Source organism: Nocardioides dilutus, from assembly GCF_054779555.1.
The window spans coordinates 512558-527239 of record NZ_BAAGYA010000002.1; the positions used below are offsets into that span (position 1 = coordinate 512558).

Sequence of the window (14682 nt, forward strand, 5' to 3'; positions counted from 1 at the left end):
CGGTATGTGGGCACCGGCTCCGCTCCGACCGGAAGGGCCGACACCCGAGAGGAAAGAACCATGACCTGGAACGCTTTCCACCGCCGCGGCGAGGTCCTCCGGACCGTTGTCGAGACCGCTGACCAGCGCGTCGATGGCGAGCTCCCCCTGTACGTTCCCGGTGTCGCCGAGACCTTCGCCGACGCCACCGACCTGCTGGGCGCCCTCCAGCTGCGCTGGCACACCCGTCTCGCCGGCCGGATCGAGCGCGAGCTGATGGCCCAGCCGATGGACCTCGAGCGGGCCGTGGTCACCGCCTGGCTGCGCACGGCGCAGGAGATGCCCGGCGTGCGCGCCATCCTCGACCGCCACCTCGAGCATCCCCTCGACGAGGAGATGGCTCGCGCCGCTGCCACCGCGGCGGCCAAGGAGCACGTCCTGCTCGCCGTGATGGCGGGTCGCGGCGGCCCCGACGACGCCGCCTCGGTGACCGTCGGTGCGCGGATCGAGGCGCGGGCCCGCGAGTCCTACGTCCCGGTGGCGCACCTCGTCGAGGAGCATCATTCGATCCTGCACCGCATCAAGGCCGCACTGGCCGCCTGACCCGCGGCTGACGACCCTCCCTCCCCGTCAGCCGCCGAAGACCTCGCCCACCCGCCACCTGTCGTGCAGGATTGTCGGGTGGGCGAGGTGCGTGCGGGGATGTTGCTGGTCGCGACTCCCGGCCTGCTCGACCCCAACTTCGCCGACACCGTCGTGCTGATGCTCGAGGTCGACGGCGACGGCGCGCTCGGTGTCGTCCTCAACCGCCCGTCGCCTGTCCCGGTCTCGGAGGTCCTGGACCCGTGGGCGGATGCGTGTGCCGAGCCCGAGGTGCTGTTCCGCGGTGGACCCGTGAGCGCCGAGGGGGCGCTCGCCGTGGCGCGGCTGCGCGACCCGGCCGACCCGCCCCTCGGCTTCCGCCCGATCGCGGGGCTCGGCGACGACGGTGACGCGGTCGTCGGTCTGGTCGACCTCGACACCCCGGTCGAGCTGGTCACCGACAGCCTGGCCGGCCTGCGGATCTTCGCCGGCTACGCCGGCTGGGGAGCCGCGCAGCTCGCGGAGGAGATCGAGGAGGGCAGTTGGTACGTCGTGCCCGGCGAGGTGCCCGACGTCTTCCGGGTCGACCCGACCGAGCTCAAGCGCGACGTCCTGCGCCGACAGCCCGGCGAGCTCGCCTGGCACTCGACGCGCCCGGTGGACCCTGATCTCAACTGATCGGCGCGTCCGAGGAACGAGGGCGGGCCGATCGATGGTGGTCGAGCAAGCCGCACGGCCGAGGAACGAGGCCGTGACCGGCGTGTCGAGACCCCCGCAGCCTGCGCTGGAACTGAGCTCCCGTCGTAAGGTGGACCCAATGAGCACCATCGGTTTCGGGCCCGGCACCGCCGTCGACACGGACGTCCGCCACGAGGAGCGGACCGTCCCCACCGACGCGGGTGACCACGAGCGGTTCTCGCACTTCGTGCCCAAGGACAAGCTCACCGAGGCGATGGTGATGGGCACCCCCGTCGTCGCGCTGTGCGGCAAGGTGTGGGTGCCGAGCCGGGCGCCCGAGAAGTTCCCGGTCTGCCCGGAGTGCAAAGAAATCTGGGAGTCGCTCAAGGACGACGGCGGGGACTCTGACGAGTGACGCTCGGGCCGGCCTGGCCCGACCGCGCCGCGTGGGGGACCGCTAGTCCGCTGCGCGCCTGGCAGTCGGCGGCCATGAACCAGTACACCGCGCGTCAGCCGCGCGACTTCCTCGCGGTGGCGACCCCGGGGGCCGGCAAGACGACGTTCGCGCTGACGGTCGCCGCGGACCTGCTCAACCGCCGGGTCGTCGAGCGGGTGACCGTCATCGCGCCGACCGAGCACCTCAAGCAGCAGTGGGCCGAGGCCGCCGCGCGGGCGGGGATCCCCATCGACCCGGCGTACGCCGCGGGGAAGGGCCGTACCTCCGCCGACTACGTCGGCATCGCCGTCACCTATGCCGGGGTCGCGGTCAACCCGCTCGCGATGCGGATCCGGACCGAGCGGTTCAAGACGCTGGTGATCCTCGACGAGGTGCACCACGCCGGCGACGCGCTGTCGTGGGGGGAGGGGATCCGCGAGGCGTTCGAGCCGGCACACCGTCGGCTCGCCCTGACCGGCACTCCGTTCCGTTCCGACGTCAACCCGATCCCGTTCGTCACCTACGCCCCCGGCGAGGACGGGATCCCGCGCTCGGCGGCCGACTACACCTACGGGTATGCCGAGGCGCTCGCCGACCACGTCGTGCGCCCCGTGCTCTTCATGGCCTACTCCGGCGACCTCCAGTGGCGCACCAGGGCCGGTGACGAGATCTCGGCCCGGCTCGGCGAGCCGCTGACGAAGGACATGCACGCCCAGGCGCTGCGCACCGCGCTCGACCCGCAGGGCGCTTGGATCCCGGCGGTGCTGGCGGCGGCCGACACCCGGCTCTCCGAGGTGCGTCGGCACGTGCCGGACGCCGGCGGCCTGGTGATCGCCTCCGACCAGGACGCCGCGCGGGCCTACGCCGCGCTGCTCAAGAGGGTGTGCAAGGAGTCCCCGACCGTCGTGCTATCCGACGAACCGGGCTCGTCGAGGAAGATCAGCGACTTCGCCGCGAGCGACAAGCGCTGGATGGTCGCGGTGCGGATGGTCAGCGAAGGGGTGGACGTGCCCCGGCTGGCGGTAGGCGTCTACGCGACCACGACCGCGACCCCGCTGTTCTTCGCCCAGGCCGTGGGTCGCTTCGTCCGGGCCCGCAGCCGCGGCGAGACCGCGTCGATCTTCCTGCCGTCGGTGCCGTCGCTGCTCGGGCACGCCGCCGAGCTCGAGGTGGCCCGCGACCACGTCCTCGGCCGGCGCCAAGAAGAAATCAGCCAGTACGACGAGGGCGACATCTTCGCCGAGGACGACCTGCTCGCCCGCGCGCAGGCGGGGGAGGGGGCGCTGGAGGAGGGCCTGCGGTTCGAGGCGCTCGGCTCGCAGGCGCGCTTCGACCACGTTCTGTTCGACGGCGCGACCTTCGGCCACGAGGGTGAGGTGCACGTCGGCTCCGACGAGGAGATGGACTTCCTCGGCATCCCGGGCCTGCTCGAGCCCGGGCAGATGCGCGAGCTGCTCCAGCAGCGGCAGGCGCAGCGCCGCTCACAGGGCCGGCGTACGGCGAAACCGGAGCCGGACACGGTCGCCGAGGTGACCACCCACGAGCAGCTCGCCGTCCTGCGCCGCGAGCTCAACGGGCTCGTCGCGGCCTGGCACCACCGCACCGGTCAGGCCCACGGCGTCACGCACGCCGAGCTGCGCCGCGAGTGCGGCGGCCCGGCCGCCGCCGTCGCCAACGCGACCCAGTTGCGCGCCCGGATCGACCGGGTGCGCGAGTGGGCCGCGCGCAAGACCTCCTAGGGTCCGTCACATGGAGCTGGTCCGGACCCCTGACGTGTGCTTCGCGGACCTGCCGGGCTATCCGTTCGAGCCGCACTACGCCGAGGTCGAGACCGACGGCCTCGCCCCGGTGCGGATGCACCACCTCGACGAGGGGCCGCCCGACGGCCCCGTCGTCCTGCTGCTGCACGGCCAGCCGACGTGGTCCTACCTCTACCGCAAGGTGGTTCCCGGCCTGGTGGCCGAGGGGCTGCGTGTGGTCGCACCCGACAACGTCGGCTTCGGCCGCTCCGACAAGCCCACCCGCGCCACCGACTACACCTTCGCCCGGCACATCGGCTGGCTGCGCAGCCTGGTGACGACCTTGGACCTGCGGGAGGTCACCCTCGTCGCGCAGGACTGGGGCGGCCCCATCGGGTTCAGCGTCCTGGCCGCGGAGCCGGAGCGGTTCGCCCGGGTGGTGGCCGCCAACACGATCCTGCACACGGCCGACCCGGCGCTGGCGGACCGGCTGACCTGGGCCGTCCACGGCACCGGCGACTCGCGCGTCGTCCTCGAGGAGGCGCTGGTCGACTACCTGCTCTACACCCAGAGAGCTCCCGAGCTCCGGGCCAGCGACTTCGTGGGCGCGGCGACCACCGGGCCGCTCTCAACCGAGGTCCTGGCGGCGTACGACGCGCCGTTCCCGACCCCGGAGCACACTGCTGGGCTGAGGCAGATGACGGCCCTGCTGCCGTTGACCCGCAACGACCCCGGCGCCCGGATCGGGCGCAGGACCATGAAGGCGCTCGAGCAGTTCGACCGGCCGTTCGTGACGGCCTACTCCGACGGCGACCCGGCCACCCGCGGCTGGGACGCGGTGTTCCAGGAGCGCGTCCCCGGCGCCCGTGGGCAGCGCCACGTCACCATCGCCGGTGCCGGCCACTTCGTGCAGGAGGACGCCGGCCCGGAGCTGGCGCGGATCGTCGCCGAGGTCGTCAGGACGACGTGAGCAGCTTGGCGCCGGACCCGGGGCGGGGGACGACCTCACGGAGCTCGTCGACCCGATGCCCGTCCTCGCAGACGAGCGCGGCGTGGACCCGCGCACCGCAGTCGCGGTGGGCCATCTCGACGGCCGGTCCCTCGGGGTCGGCGACGTACTTCGTCCCCCACTCGGCGAGTGCGGTCAGCACGGGGTAGAGGTCGAGGCCCTTCTGGGTCAGTCGGTACTCGTGGCGGACCCGGCCGCCCTCGGGCCGGTAGGGCACTCGGCGCAGGATGCCCTCGTCGACGAGGTGCGCGAGCCGGTTGCTCAGGACCTGGCGGTTGACGCCGCTGTGCTTCTGCATGTCGTCGAAGCGGCGTACGCCGTTGAAGACCTCGCGGATGACGACCATGGTCTGCCGGTCGCCGAACACGGCCAGGGCGCGACCGACTTGGCAGTTCTCGGTCGTGTAGGCCAGGGCCGAGGGAGGCGCGTCGGTGGTGGTCACCGTCACAGGCTAAGTCTGCTTGACAGACTCAGCAAGGGTCGGCGACCCTGGATCCATGACGCAGACCCAGGATCGCCCGGATCTCAGCCAGTGGCAGACGGAGACCCGCGAGGTCACCTGGGCGCTGCCGGGCCAGGGCGACTTCGAGGCCTTGTCGAAGCTCGACGGTCTCGGCCAGCTCCGGGCCATCGAGGAGGGTCTGATGCCCCCGCCGCCGGTGATGGCGACCATCGACATGAACCACTTCCACGCCGAGCGCGGCACGGTCACCTGCGGGATGCGCGCGGAGACCTTCCACTACAACCCGCTCGGCGGCGTGCACGGTGGCATGATCTCCACCCTGCTCGACACCGCGGCGGCCTGCTCGGTGCACTCGACGCTGGCCGTCGGGGAGGGCTACACCTCGCTCGACCTCACCGTGAAGTTCCTGCGGCCAGTCACCGTCGGGTCCGGCCAGCTCACGTGCACCGGCAAGGTCCTCAGCCGCGGACGGCGTACGGCGCTCGCCGAGGCGCAGCTCATGGACGAGGCCGGCCGGGTGCTCGCGCACGCGACGTCGAGCTGCATGATCTTCAGCTGATCTCGTCGTCTATCCCGATGCCTGCCGCACCAGGGGCAGCACCCGGTAGGGCACCTGGGTCGCCAGGGCGATGACCGTCGACGACCTGGTGATGGCTGGCGCGGCGAGCACGCGGTCGATGACCCGCTGCAGGTCGGCATTGGAGCGTGCCACCACGCGGACCATCAGGTCGCCGGCGCCGGTGATCGTGTGCGCCTCGAGCACCTCGGGGATGACTGCCAGGTGGGCGCCGACGGCGTCGTGCCCACCATCCGCCGCCGTCTCCTGGCGGATCTCCAGGGTGAGGAACGCCGTGACCGGATAGCCCAGGGCCTCCGGGGAGAGCTCTGGCCCGTAGCCGGTGACCACCCCGGACGACTCGAGCTTGTCGAGCCGGGCCTGCACGGTGCCGCGTGCGACGCCGAGGCGGCGGGACGCCTCCAGCACGGCGAGTCTGGGTTCGGCGGCGAAGAGGTCGATCAATCTGCGGTCCAGGTCGTCCATGTGTCGCCTCTCGGTTGGGCAGATTGTCCAGTGATTCGCGGTCAGGTTGCACAGAATGTACGCCACAGGGGAGGGTGACGTCATGACTGCCAACCCCGGTTCGACGCTGACCGCCCTCACCGACGAGGAGATCCAGGCCGGTCTCTCCCTCGACCAGCTCAAGCAGCTCGTCGGGCTGGTGGACTACGACGCCAGCAGCGACCCGTTCCCGGTGACCGCCATGGACGCCGTGGTGTTCGTGGTCGGCAACGCGACCCAGGCCGCGACGTTCTACCAGCTCGCGCTCGGGATGGAGCTCGAGGCCTACCGCGGCCCCGAGACCGGCACCCGCGACTCCAAGACCTTCGTGCTGCGCTCGGGCAGCGCCCGGTTCGTCTTCACCGGCGCGGTGTCACCTGACAGCCCGTTGCTCGAGCACCACCGCAAGCACGGCGACGGGGTCGTCGACCTGGCCCTCGAGGTGCCGGACGTCGACAAGTGCATCGCGCACGCCCGCTCGGTGGGCGCGACCGTGCTGGTCGAGCCGCACGACGAGACCGACGAGCACGGCACCGTGCGGATGGCCGCCATCGCGACGTACGGCGAGACCCGCCACACCCTGGTCGACCGCAGCCGCTACCACGGTCCCTACCTGCCCGGCTTCGTCGCCCGCACCTCGACGGTGACCCGGCGCGAGGACCACCCCAAGCGGCTGTTCCAGGCGATCGACCACTGCGTCGGCAACGTCGAGCTCGGCCGGATGGACGAGTGGGTGACCTTCTACAACAAGGTCATGGGCTTCACCAACATGGCCGAGTTCATCGGCGACGACATCGCCACCGACTACTCCGCGCTGATGAGCAAGGTCGTCGCGAGCGGCAACCACCGGGTGAAGTTCCCGCTCAACGAGCCGGCGATCGCGAAGAAGAAGTCGCAGATCGACGAATACCTGGAGTTCTACGACGGCGCCGGCTGCCAGCACATCGCGCTGGCGACCAACGACATCCTGCGCTCGGTCGACATCCTGCGCGACAACGGCATCGAGTTCCTCGACACCCCGGACTCCTACTACGACGACCCGGAGCTGCGGGCCCGGATCGGCGAGGTGCGGGTCCCGATCGAGGAGCTGAAGAAGCGCAAGATCCTGGTCGACCGCGACGAGGACGGCTACCTGCTGCAGATCTTCACCAAGCCGATGGGCGACCGGCCGACAGTGTTCTACGAGTTCATCGAGCGGCACGGCTCACTCGGGTTCGGCAAGGGCAACTTCAAGGCGCTGTTCGAGGCCATCGAGCGCGAGCAGGAGCTGCGCGGCAACCTGTGACCGCGGGCCCGCTGGTGCGGGTGGGTCGAGGTTCCCGAATTGGGGTCATGCGCCCGGCCGGGTGTCGGGTCTAGCGTCGAGACGACCCCAACCTCGAGCAAGGGAGCTCGTCATGAAGTACGTCGTCGCCTGGGAGAACCGACCGAGTGCCGTCGAGGAGACCGCGGCACGAGGGCTCCAGGTCTTCAGCAAGTGGGCGCCCTCCGAGGGCAGCAACTTCCGGGAGTTCCTGGGTCGCCTCGACGGCCGGGGTGGCTTCGCGGTGGTCGAGGCCGACGACCCCCGGTCGGTAGCCGTGGACGTGGCGCCGTTCACCGGCTTCTTCGACTTCACCGTCTACCCGGTCCAGGAGATCGCCGACACCGCGGCTGTCGGCGCCGAGGCCGTGGCTTTCCTCCAGTCGGTGCGCTAGCCGGATCCCGCGACTGTCCACCTCGCATCCACAAGGCAGTCTCGGCAAGCCCTCTCCACAGGTTCTGTCGGAGGGCTGCGACGCCCCGCCCGCCTTCGCCCAGATGCGCCACTCGACCCTTGGTCCCGAGGCGGTCGCACCGACGGCGAAGGTTGGATGCTCTGTCCGTCCGCCCACCGGCGAGCCCACGACCCCCGCTACACCCACGAACGATTGCCCAATGGCAAGGTCGCTTCCATCGGCGGACGTAGGCCGTTGACTACGCAGGCAAGATGGCGCCGACCAGGTCGGTCAGTCGTTCGGCCTCGCGTCCAGGGCATCGTTCGCTGCCTTTGACTGGGGCATGAACTTCACCCGATAGTCCGGGCCAAGTTCGTCCTGGACTCGAAGGCTCAGCGCGTGCCCGTGCCAGTCGTGAGCGCCCTCCTCAGAGTCCGCCAGGCTGTGGTGTCACGGAACGGCAGCGGGGTGCCATCACAGCAGTTCGCCCTTCCGGTTGGGGAACCCGATCCATTTCCCGCCGACGCCGTCGCTGATACGCAACTGCAACAGGACGTCGACGACAGGTGGCGAACACGAACGTCGTCAGCGTGCGTCGACCAGATGAGCCGCGGCTTCCAGATAGGCGATCGCTGATCGGAGAAGTTCTGGGTCGTCCCGGAACTTTCCGAGCCCGGGTGTTGCACTGAGTGCAACCGCGAGGGTCGGCCAGCTTCGCTAGGAATCGTCGGCTGCGGCCGGATCCTCGCGGAACGGCAGGGGTGCACCGTTACAGCAATTCGCCTTCATGTGGCAGTGCGGGCACAGCCACCGCGTGCTGATCGGGTCGAACTCCTCGCCGCAGAAGTCGCAGGGCATGCCCGCCACCGTAGTGACGGGCATGCCCCGCGAACTCTCACTCAGGCGGCGCGTCGCCCACCGACAGCTCCAGCTTGGAGCCGTACGGCAGCGCCTGCACCAGGCGCAGCCGGGCCAGCGCCGGGTGCTCGTCGAGCAGCTTGGCGCCGTTGGCCAGCGAGCGCAGCGCGGCGGTCTCGGCGCGCGCGGCCTCCAGCTGGGCCAGGCCGCGGGTCTTGGTGGTGACCAGCTCCGCGTACGCCGAGCGCAGCTCGGCCGGCAGGATCACGTCCTTGACCACGACCTCGACCACGTCGATGCCGACGGTCGCGCCCGCGGCGCGGGCGGCGTCGGCGACCGAGTCGCCGGTGGCGTGACGGGCGGTGCGCACGATCGCGTCCGCCTCGGTGTCGACCAGCGCGTCCCGCAGAGCCACCTGGATCGCCAGGTAGACCAGCGCGGACGCGTCGTGGACGGACTCGACGAAGGCGCGGGCGTCGCCGACCTTCCATCGCACGGCGGCCGTGACGCGCACCAGCACACCGTCGGAGGTCAGCACCTCCTGCGGTGCGGTCGTGACGATCCGCTCCCGGACGTCGACGCGCTGGTAGGTCGCCCGACGCGCGGTGCGGTAGCGACCGGGCCCGAGCACGCGGGTGAGCACGCCGTCGACGTACTCGAGGGCCCGCTCGTGGGCGAACACGGTGATGTGGGTGAACAGGGACATGGCTGCCTCCTCTCAGGTGTGTGGTGCCAGTCCGTGGGTCGGTATTCGGTTGTGGAGCGGGCGGGCGGTGACACGTCCGGGCGCGGGGCATCTGGGTGTCGTCCTGACCACCCGGCGCCGCAGAGCGCCCGCACGCCGATGCCACCGCCCACCCGCCCATGGATAAGGAGAGGAATCGAACCTCGGACGCTGGATGCGTTACCTATGCCATGGCAAGTGGCGAGGTACGACGCGCAGGACCGGCACGGGCACACCCGGCCGGCTGCTGATCTCGCCTCGACGAGGGTAGGGACCGGCCTCGGCCGGCGCGACCGAATTAGGATCCGGCCATGGCGGGCCGCGGGTCTGCCGCGACCTGCGCGATAGGGACGGTGCCGTGCACGGTCGTGCCGCGGCCCGGCGCGGACTGGACGCTGAGCGTGCCGCCACTCGCTCCCAGCCGGTCCTGCATGTTGACCATCCCGCCCGACCCGCGCTCCCCGGGCTCGAAGCCGACGCCGTCGTCCTGCACGGTGAACCACACCGAGCCGTGGTCCGCGCCGATCGACACCCGCACCCGGCTGGCCTGGGAGTGCTTGGCGGCGTTCTGCACCGCCTCGACACAGCAGAAGTAGACGGCCGCCTCCAGGTCGCTGGAATGGCGACCGGGGTCGTGCAGGTCCAGCGTGATCGGCAGCGGGTAGCGGTCCACGGCCGACCGCAGGGCCTCGACCAATCCGTGCTCCGAGAGCACCGGCGGGTAGACGCCCTGGGCGAGGCTGCGCACCTCGTCGTGCGCCAGGTGCAGCTGGCGGCGAAGGTCGGTGAGCGCAGCGGCCGCGGCCTCCGGGTCACTCCGGCACAGGGCGGTGGCGCCGGCCAGGCCGATCCCGATCGAGATCAGCCGCTGCTGGGCGCCGTCGTGGAGGTCGCGCTCGATGCGGCGGCGTTCGCGGTCGGTCGCGGCGACCAGGCGGGCGCGGGACCTCCTCAGCTCCTCGGCCTGGTCCGCGAGCTCCTCTTGTGCGTGGACCGCGCCGGACAGTGCGGCCTGCAGGCGCAGGCTGTTCTGCAGGACGATCAGCCCGACCATCGCGGCCAGGGCGGGCGTGAACAGCGCCAGCAGTCCGTGCTGCAGAGCCCGCGGGGTGTCGGCAGCCAACCCGGTCACGTCCTGGAGCACGCCGAGCAGCACCACCGCCGTGGAGACCAGCACCGACCCGGCGACGTAGCCGACCAGGGCCCGGCCGCTGGCGGTCGCCGTGGCCAGCACGGCCGGCAGCAGCGCCGTCAGCATCATCAGCGGCCAGGCGAACGTGGCCGAGGCGGCCGCCACGATCGAGATGCCCCAGTTGGCCGCGGCCCACCACAGCACGGCCTGCGCCACGTCGCCGCGGCGCAGCGGCCACAGCGCGCGAGCCATCACCCCGCCCGTCACCGCGACGGCGACCGTGACGGCCGGGAGCACCGGGGAGTCGACCCAGAACAGCCAGCTGAGGAACATGAGGAACGCCGCAGTCAACGCGACCGTCATGTCGACCAGGATCAGCACCCGCAACCGGGCGATCTGCTCCGGGGACGGGGTCATGGGCGACCCGGCCCCGAAGCCGGTGCCGGCTCGGCCGGGTCGCGTCCGGCGAGGAACATGACCACTGCCTTCACGCGACGGTTGATCTCGACGTCCTCGGCCAGGCCCAGCTTGGCGAAGATCGCGCTCGCGTGCTTCTCGACCGAGTGCGCCGAGACGCACAAGGACTCGGCGATGGCCGCGTTGGTCGCACCGGTCGCCATCTCGGTGAGCACCTCGATCTCGCGGGCCGACAGGGACTCCAGCGGGGAGTCCACGCTGCGCGTCTGAGACCGGACGAGCACGTCGACCACGTCGTCGTCGATGTAGGAGCCGCCGCCCGCGACGGTCCGGATCGCCCGCGCGAGACGGTCGATCTCGTCGACCCGGTCCTTGAGCAGGTAGCCACGACCGCGGGTGCCCTCCTCGAGCAGCGCCAGGACGTAGGCCGGGTCAAGGAACTGCGACAGCACCAGTACGCCGAGCTCGGGGTGCGAGGAGCGGAACCGGTTCGCCGCCCGGATCCCTTCGTCGCTGTGTCCCGGCGGCATCCGGATGTCGGTGATGACCACGTCCGGGTGGTAGTTGTCGACGGCGGCGAGCAGGTCGTCATAGCTGCTGCACGACGCGGCGACCTTCAGCCCGTCGATCTCGGCGACCAGGCGGAGGACCCCTTCCCGCACCAGCAGGTTGTCCTCGGCGACCACCAACGTCAGATCCCGCACTCCACCGGACGCTACCAGCGGGAATGCTCGCTGGGACCGGGGTTGACCGGCCTTCTGAGGTAGGGGAACCCCTACCTCGGACGACGGCTGGCCGGACCGGAAATGTGGGGCTGGCGCGGTTCGATCCCGGCACCGAAGTCGACAGGCTGAGGGCTCCCTGGTTGCGGATCGCGCCAGGCCCCACAGGTCCGGATCCGGGCCGCCCTGAGAGGACACCGAACAGATGAACGACAACGTCCGCACCACCACCCACCCGCCCCGTCGCGCCCGAGGCCGCCTGCTCGTCGCCGCCACCGCCGTGGCCGGCCTCGCGGTCGTCGCGACCACGGCTCCCGTCGTCGCGGGCAACCTGGTCACCAGCAGCGACATCGCCAAGGGAGCAGTGACCGCGCCCAAGATCGCCAAGAAGGCCGTCAAGGCCAACAAGATCGCCAACGGCGCGGTCAAGACGAAGAAGCTCAAGGACGGGGCGGTGACCTCCTCCAAGCTGGCGGCCGGCTCGGTCACGCGCAACCACGTCGCCGCCGACCTCCAGCCGCTGTGGGCGGTCGTCTGGGGTGGCCCGAGCATCGTGCGCGGCAAGGGTGCGGTGTCGGTTCAGCACGAGGGCGCCAACTGGGTGTTCCGGGTCACCTTCGACAGGGACGTCTCGCAGTGCTCCTACACCGCCACGCCCAGCCAGCCCGACTCGGGCGACCCGGAACAGATCGGCATGGTCAACGTGGCGTCGATGATCGGCAACCCCAACTCGGTGATCGTGCGGACGCGTGACCACGACGGTGTCGCGGACTCGAAGGGCTTCACGATCCACGTCTGGTGCTGACCGTCTCGTGAGCCATGGCCCCGGGCTAGGGTCCGGGGCCATGGCGACGTACGTCGGGTTCCTGCGCGCGATCAACCTCGGTGCCAACCGGAAGTTCCCCAAGGAGGCGATCGTCCGGGCGACCGAGGCGGCGGGGTTCACCGACGTGGCGACGTACATCAACACCGGCAACGTCCGCTTCGACACGACGCTGAGGTCGCGGGCGAAGATCGAGGCGGCGTTGGAGGACGCCTACCGCGCCGAGGCCGGGTTCGAGGTGCCGACGATCGTCTTCACGACCAAGGAGCTGAGGTCGATCGCCGAGGAGGCGGCCGGCTTCGGCCATGAAGGCCGGCACTACGTCTCGCTGCTCAAGGAGCCGCCGTCGGCGGCGGCCATCAAGACCATGGAGGAGGCGGGCAACGTCGACGAGGTCGCCAGGGTCGGCGGCCGGGCGGTGCACCTGCTCTACTCCGGCGACAGCCGCTACGGCTCGGACGCCAGGCTCACCAACACCGAGGTCGAGAAGCTGCTCGGGGTCGCGACCAACCGCAACCTGACCGTGATCAGTGCGCTGGCGGAGAAGTGGTGCTGACCGGCTCGGTGACCCGGGGCAGGTTGCGCACCGACCGGGACAGCAGGGTCACGGCGCAGATCACGAGGTAGGCGACACCCGAGACCAGCATCACGTCCTGGATGCCGAACACCTGGCCCAGTGGCCCGAACGCCAGCTGGCCGAGCGGGATCGCGACGAACGAGCCGAGGGCGTCGTAGGAGTAGGCGCGCGACAGCATCTCGTCGGGCACGTTCTCCTGCATCGCGAGGTTCCAGCCGAGGCCGAACACCTCGGTGCCGACGCCGCCGAGGAACGCGCCCACCATCCCGGCCGCCAGCACCGGTTCGAAACCGAGGGCGAGCATCGGCAGGCCGAGCAGCGAGACCGCGATCATCCCCGTCCGCAGTGGCCGGCGCAGTGGCAGCCGCATGAGCGCGAAGGAGCAGAGCAGGAAGCCGAGCGCCTCGGCCGACAGGATGAGCCCCCACCCGTTCTCGCCGATGTCGGAGTTCTTGGCCAGCACCGGCCCGAGGGTGTGCAGGGCGCCGCTCTGGATCATGTTGAGCGCGCCGAAGGCGAGCACGATCACCCAGAGCCAGGTCGTGGCCCGGAAGTAGTCCCAGCCCTCGCGGAGCTCGGCGACCGCTCCCGGCCGGTCCGCGCGGGGGAGCGGAGGCGGGATCCGCACGCGGATGAGGAGGGCGGCCGCCAGGAGGTACGTCGCACCGTCGACCGCGAGCGCCCACCCGGCGCCCACGGTGACGACCAGCACGCCGCTGACGGCCGGGCCGACGACGGTGAGCGCGTTGCGCTGGACCGAGACCAGCAGGTTGGCCTGCTTGAGCTGGTCGCGGGGGACCATCTGCGGGAGCACGCTGGCCAGGGCGGGGAAGCTGACCGACGAGACCGTGCCCTGGATGGCAGTCAGCACGATGAGCTGCCACAGCCGTGCCTCGCCGGAGATGACCAGCGCGGCGATCGCCAGCTGGCACAGGCCCGAGACGACGTTGGAGACCTGGATGATCAGCGTGCGCCCGAACCGGTCCGCGATCACGCCGCCGGCGAGCAGGAACACGACCATCGGGATGCTGTGCGCGGCCAGCACGGTGCCGAGCGCCGTTGCGGAGTTGCTGACCTCGAGCACGGCGAAGGCCAGCGCGACGCCGGCCATCACGCTGCCGACCAGGTTGACCAGCCGGGAGAAGAAGTAGTAGCGGAAGTTCGGCTCTCGCAGCGGAGCAAACGCCGAGGCCTCGCTCACAGCGTCACCTCCGGACGCGTCATCTCGAAGGCCCAGGAGGTCTGGCTGACGTGTAGCGTCCCGGGTGTGCGCGGCGCCTGGTTGTGCTCGTGCAGCAGGTTCGAAGCCTCCATCAGCAGCTCGAGGGCGCGTTGCCACACATCCGGAGCGACCCAGCCCTCGAGGTCGCTCAGCTGGCTGCGGGTGCGCGACTTGCGCTGGCGCACCCGCCGCTCCAGCTCGCGGCCGAGGGCTCGGGCCTCGGCGACCTGGCTCTCGGTCGTCCCTCGGGTGCGGCGCTTGGCGGATTCCTCGTGCGAATAGCGGTAGCGCTTGGCCACGCCTCCCCGGATCCGCTCCTCGCCCGCCTCCACCAGCTCTCCGGCGTCGCGGAGGATCCGCAGGTGGTACGACGCGTTGGCCTGCGTGACGCCGAGCTCGCGTGCCACCTCGGCCGCGCTCATGGCGTTGCCCGTGAGCAGAGAGAGCATCTGCAGCCGCAGCGGGTGGGCGGTCGCCCGGAGTGCCGCTGTTGCCTCGTCGGTCATATCCAACCTCCAAAGAGTTGCTTGGAGGTTAGGCCCAGAGACGGGCGACTGTCAAACA

At 70.9% G+C, this 14682-nt stretch carries 17 protein-coding genes; 10 read left to right on the forward strand and 7 right to left on the reverse strand.

All coding sequences use genetic code 11. The annotated features are described in order from the left end of the window. Nucleotides 1-60: 60 nt before the first annotated feature. The 5 genes from ACYVC6_RS12090 (at nucleotide 61) to ACYVC6_RS12110 (ending at nucleotide 4384) form a co-directional block, all read left to right on the forward strand. Nucleotides 61-582 (forward strand): hypothetical protein, encoded by a 522-nt coding sequence (locus tag ACYVC6_RS12090; RefSeq protein WP_460714339.1) that lies wholly within the window; start codon nucleotides 61-63, stop codon nucleotides 580-582. Nucleotides 583-660: 78 nt separating this feature from the next. After that, nucleotides 661-1239: a YqgE/AlgH family protein gene (locus tag ACYVC6_RS12095; RefSeq protein WP_460714341.1), complete on the forward strand. Its 579-nt coding sequence runs from the start codon at nucleotides 661-663 to the stop codon at nucleotides 1237-1239. Between the two features lie 139 nt (nucleotides 1240-1378). Further along, nucleotides 1379-1654 (forward strand): DUF3039 domain-containing protein, encoded by a 276-nt coding sequence (locus ACYVC6_RS12100; RefSeq protein ID WP_460714342.1) that lies wholly within the window; start codon nucleotides 1379-1381, stop codon nucleotides 1652-1654. Further along, entirely contained in the window at nucleotides 1651-3414 is a 1764-nt protein-coding gene (locus tag ACYVC6_RS12105) for a DEAD/DEAH box helicase (protein ID WP_460714344.1), read from the forward strand. Before ACYVC6_RS12100 ends, ACYVC6_RS12105 begins: the two co-directional genes overlap by 4 nt. Before the next feature lie 10 nt (nucleotides 3415-3424). Then, the gene (locus ACYVC6_RS12110) at nucleotides 3425-4384 is read left to right on the forward strand and encodes a haloalkane dehalogenase (RefSeq protein ID WP_460714346.1); all 960 of its coding nucleotides are present in this window, start codon (nucleotides 3425-3427) and stop codon (nucleotides 4382-4384) included. On the opposite strand, the gene ACYVC6_RS12115 is transcribed toward ACYVC6_RS12110, so the two are convergent. Then, nucleotides 4371-4865: a winged helix-turn-helix transcriptional regulator gene (locus ACYVC6_RS12115; RefSeq protein ID WP_460714348.1), complete on the reverse strand. Its 495-nt coding sequence runs from the start codon at nucleotides 4863-4865 to the stop codon at nucleotides 4371-4373. The two genes, ACYVC6_RS12110 and ACYVC6_RS12115, sit on opposite strands and share 14 nt — an antisense overlap. A 55-nt stretch (nucleotides 4866-4920) precedes the next feature. Here ACYVC6_RS12115 and ACYVC6_RS12120 point away from each other — a divergent pair, with 55 nt between their 5' ends. Continuing rightward, a complete protein-coding gene (locus tag ACYVC6_RS12120) occupies nucleotides 4921-5445 on the forward strand; it encodes a PaaI family thioesterase (RefSeq protein ID WP_460714350.1) in 525 nt (174 codons plus the stop codon). A 9-nt stretch (nucleotides 5446-5454) separates the two neighbouring features. On the opposite strand, the gene ACYVC6_RS12125 is transcribed toward ACYVC6_RS12120, so the two are convergent. Continuing rightward, complete coding sequence (locus tag ACYVC6_RS12125; protein WP_460714352.1) at nucleotides 5455-5928, reverse strand: Lrp/AsnC family transcriptional regulator; 474 nt, start codon at nucleotides 5926-5928, stop codon at nucleotides 5455-5457. A gap of 82 nt (nucleotides 5929-6010) precedes the next feature. On the opposite strand from ACYVC6_RS12125, the gene hppD reads away from it, so the two are divergent. Both hppD and ACYVC6_RS12135 read left to right on the forward strand, forming a co-directional pair. Continuing rightward, on the forward strand, nucleotides 6011-7231 hold the full coding sequence (gene hppD / locus ACYVC6_RS12130; RefSeq protein ID WP_460714354.1) for a 4-hydroxyphenylpyruvate dioxygenase: 1221 nt from the start codon (nucleotides 6011-6013) through the stop codon (nucleotides 7229-7231). 112 nt (nucleotides 7232-7343) lie between these two features. Beyond that, entirely contained in the window at nucleotides 7344-7643 is a 300-nt protein-coding gene (locus ACYVC6_RS12135; protein ID WP_460714356.1) for a DUF3303 domain-containing protein, read from the forward strand. Nucleotides 7644-8538: 895 nt separating this feature from the next. Here the strand turns inward: ACYVC6_RS12135 and ACYVC6_RS12140 are convergent. The 3 genes from ACYVC6_RS12140 to ACYVC6_RS12150 all read right to left on the reverse strand — a co-directional run bounded on the left by ACYVC6_RS12140 (nucleotide 8539) and on the right by ACYVC6_RS12150 (nucleotide 11478). Further along, a complete protein-coding gene (locus ACYVC6_RS12140; RefSeq protein WP_460714358.1) occupies nucleotides 8539-9207 on the reverse strand; it encodes a slipin family protein in 669 nt (222 codons plus the stop codon). 316 nt (nucleotides 9208-9523) lie between these two features. Further along, a complete protein-coding gene (locus ACYVC6_RS12145; protein ID WP_460714360.1) occupies nucleotides 9524-10774 on the reverse strand; it encodes a sensor histidine kinase in 1251 nt (416 codons plus the stop codon). Beyond that, entirely contained in the window at nucleotides 10771-11478 is a 708-nt protein-coding gene (locus tag ACYVC6_RS12150; RefSeq protein WP_460714362.1) for a response regulator transcription factor, read from the reverse strand. Before ACYVC6_RS12150 ends, ACYVC6_RS12145 begins: the two co-directional genes overlap by 4 nt. Before the next feature lie 223 nt (nucleotides 11479-11701). Between ACYVC6_RS12150 and ACYVC6_RS12155 the strand changes: the two genes are divergently transcribed. Further along, nucleotides 11702-12301 (forward strand): hypothetical protein, encoded by a 600-nt coding sequence (locus ACYVC6_RS12155; RefSeq protein WP_460714364.1) that lies wholly within the window; start codon nucleotides 11702-11704, stop codon nucleotides 12299-12301. A gap of 40 nt (nucleotides 12302-12341) precedes the next feature. Next, nucleotides 12342-12875: a DUF1697 domain-containing protein gene (locus tag ACYVC6_RS12160; RefSeq protein WP_460714366.1), complete on the forward strand. Its 534-nt coding sequence runs from the start codon at nucleotides 12342-12344 to the stop codon at nucleotides 12873-12875. On the opposite strand, the gene ACYVC6_RS12165 is transcribed toward ACYVC6_RS12160, so the two are convergent. Both ACYVC6_RS12165 and ACYVC6_RS12170 read right to left on the reverse strand, forming a co-directional pair. After that, nucleotides 12847-14097, reverse strand: coding sequence for an MFS transporter (locus tag ACYVC6_RS12165; RefSeq protein ID WP_460714368.1), 1251 nt, complete (start codon nucleotides 14095-14097; stop codon nucleotides 12847-12849). The two genes, ACYVC6_RS12160 and ACYVC6_RS12165, sit on opposite strands and share 29 nt — an antisense overlap. Further along, on the reverse strand, nucleotides 14094-14624 hold the full coding sequence (locus ACYVC6_RS12170) for a helix-turn-helix domain-containing protein (protein WP_460714370.1): 531 nt from the start codon (nucleotides 14622-14624) through the stop codon (nucleotides 14094-14096). The genes ACYVC6_RS12165 and ACYVC6_RS12170 overlap by 4 nt, the downstream gene beginning before the upstream one ends. Between the last annotated feature and the right edge of the window lie 58 nt (nucleotides 14625-14682).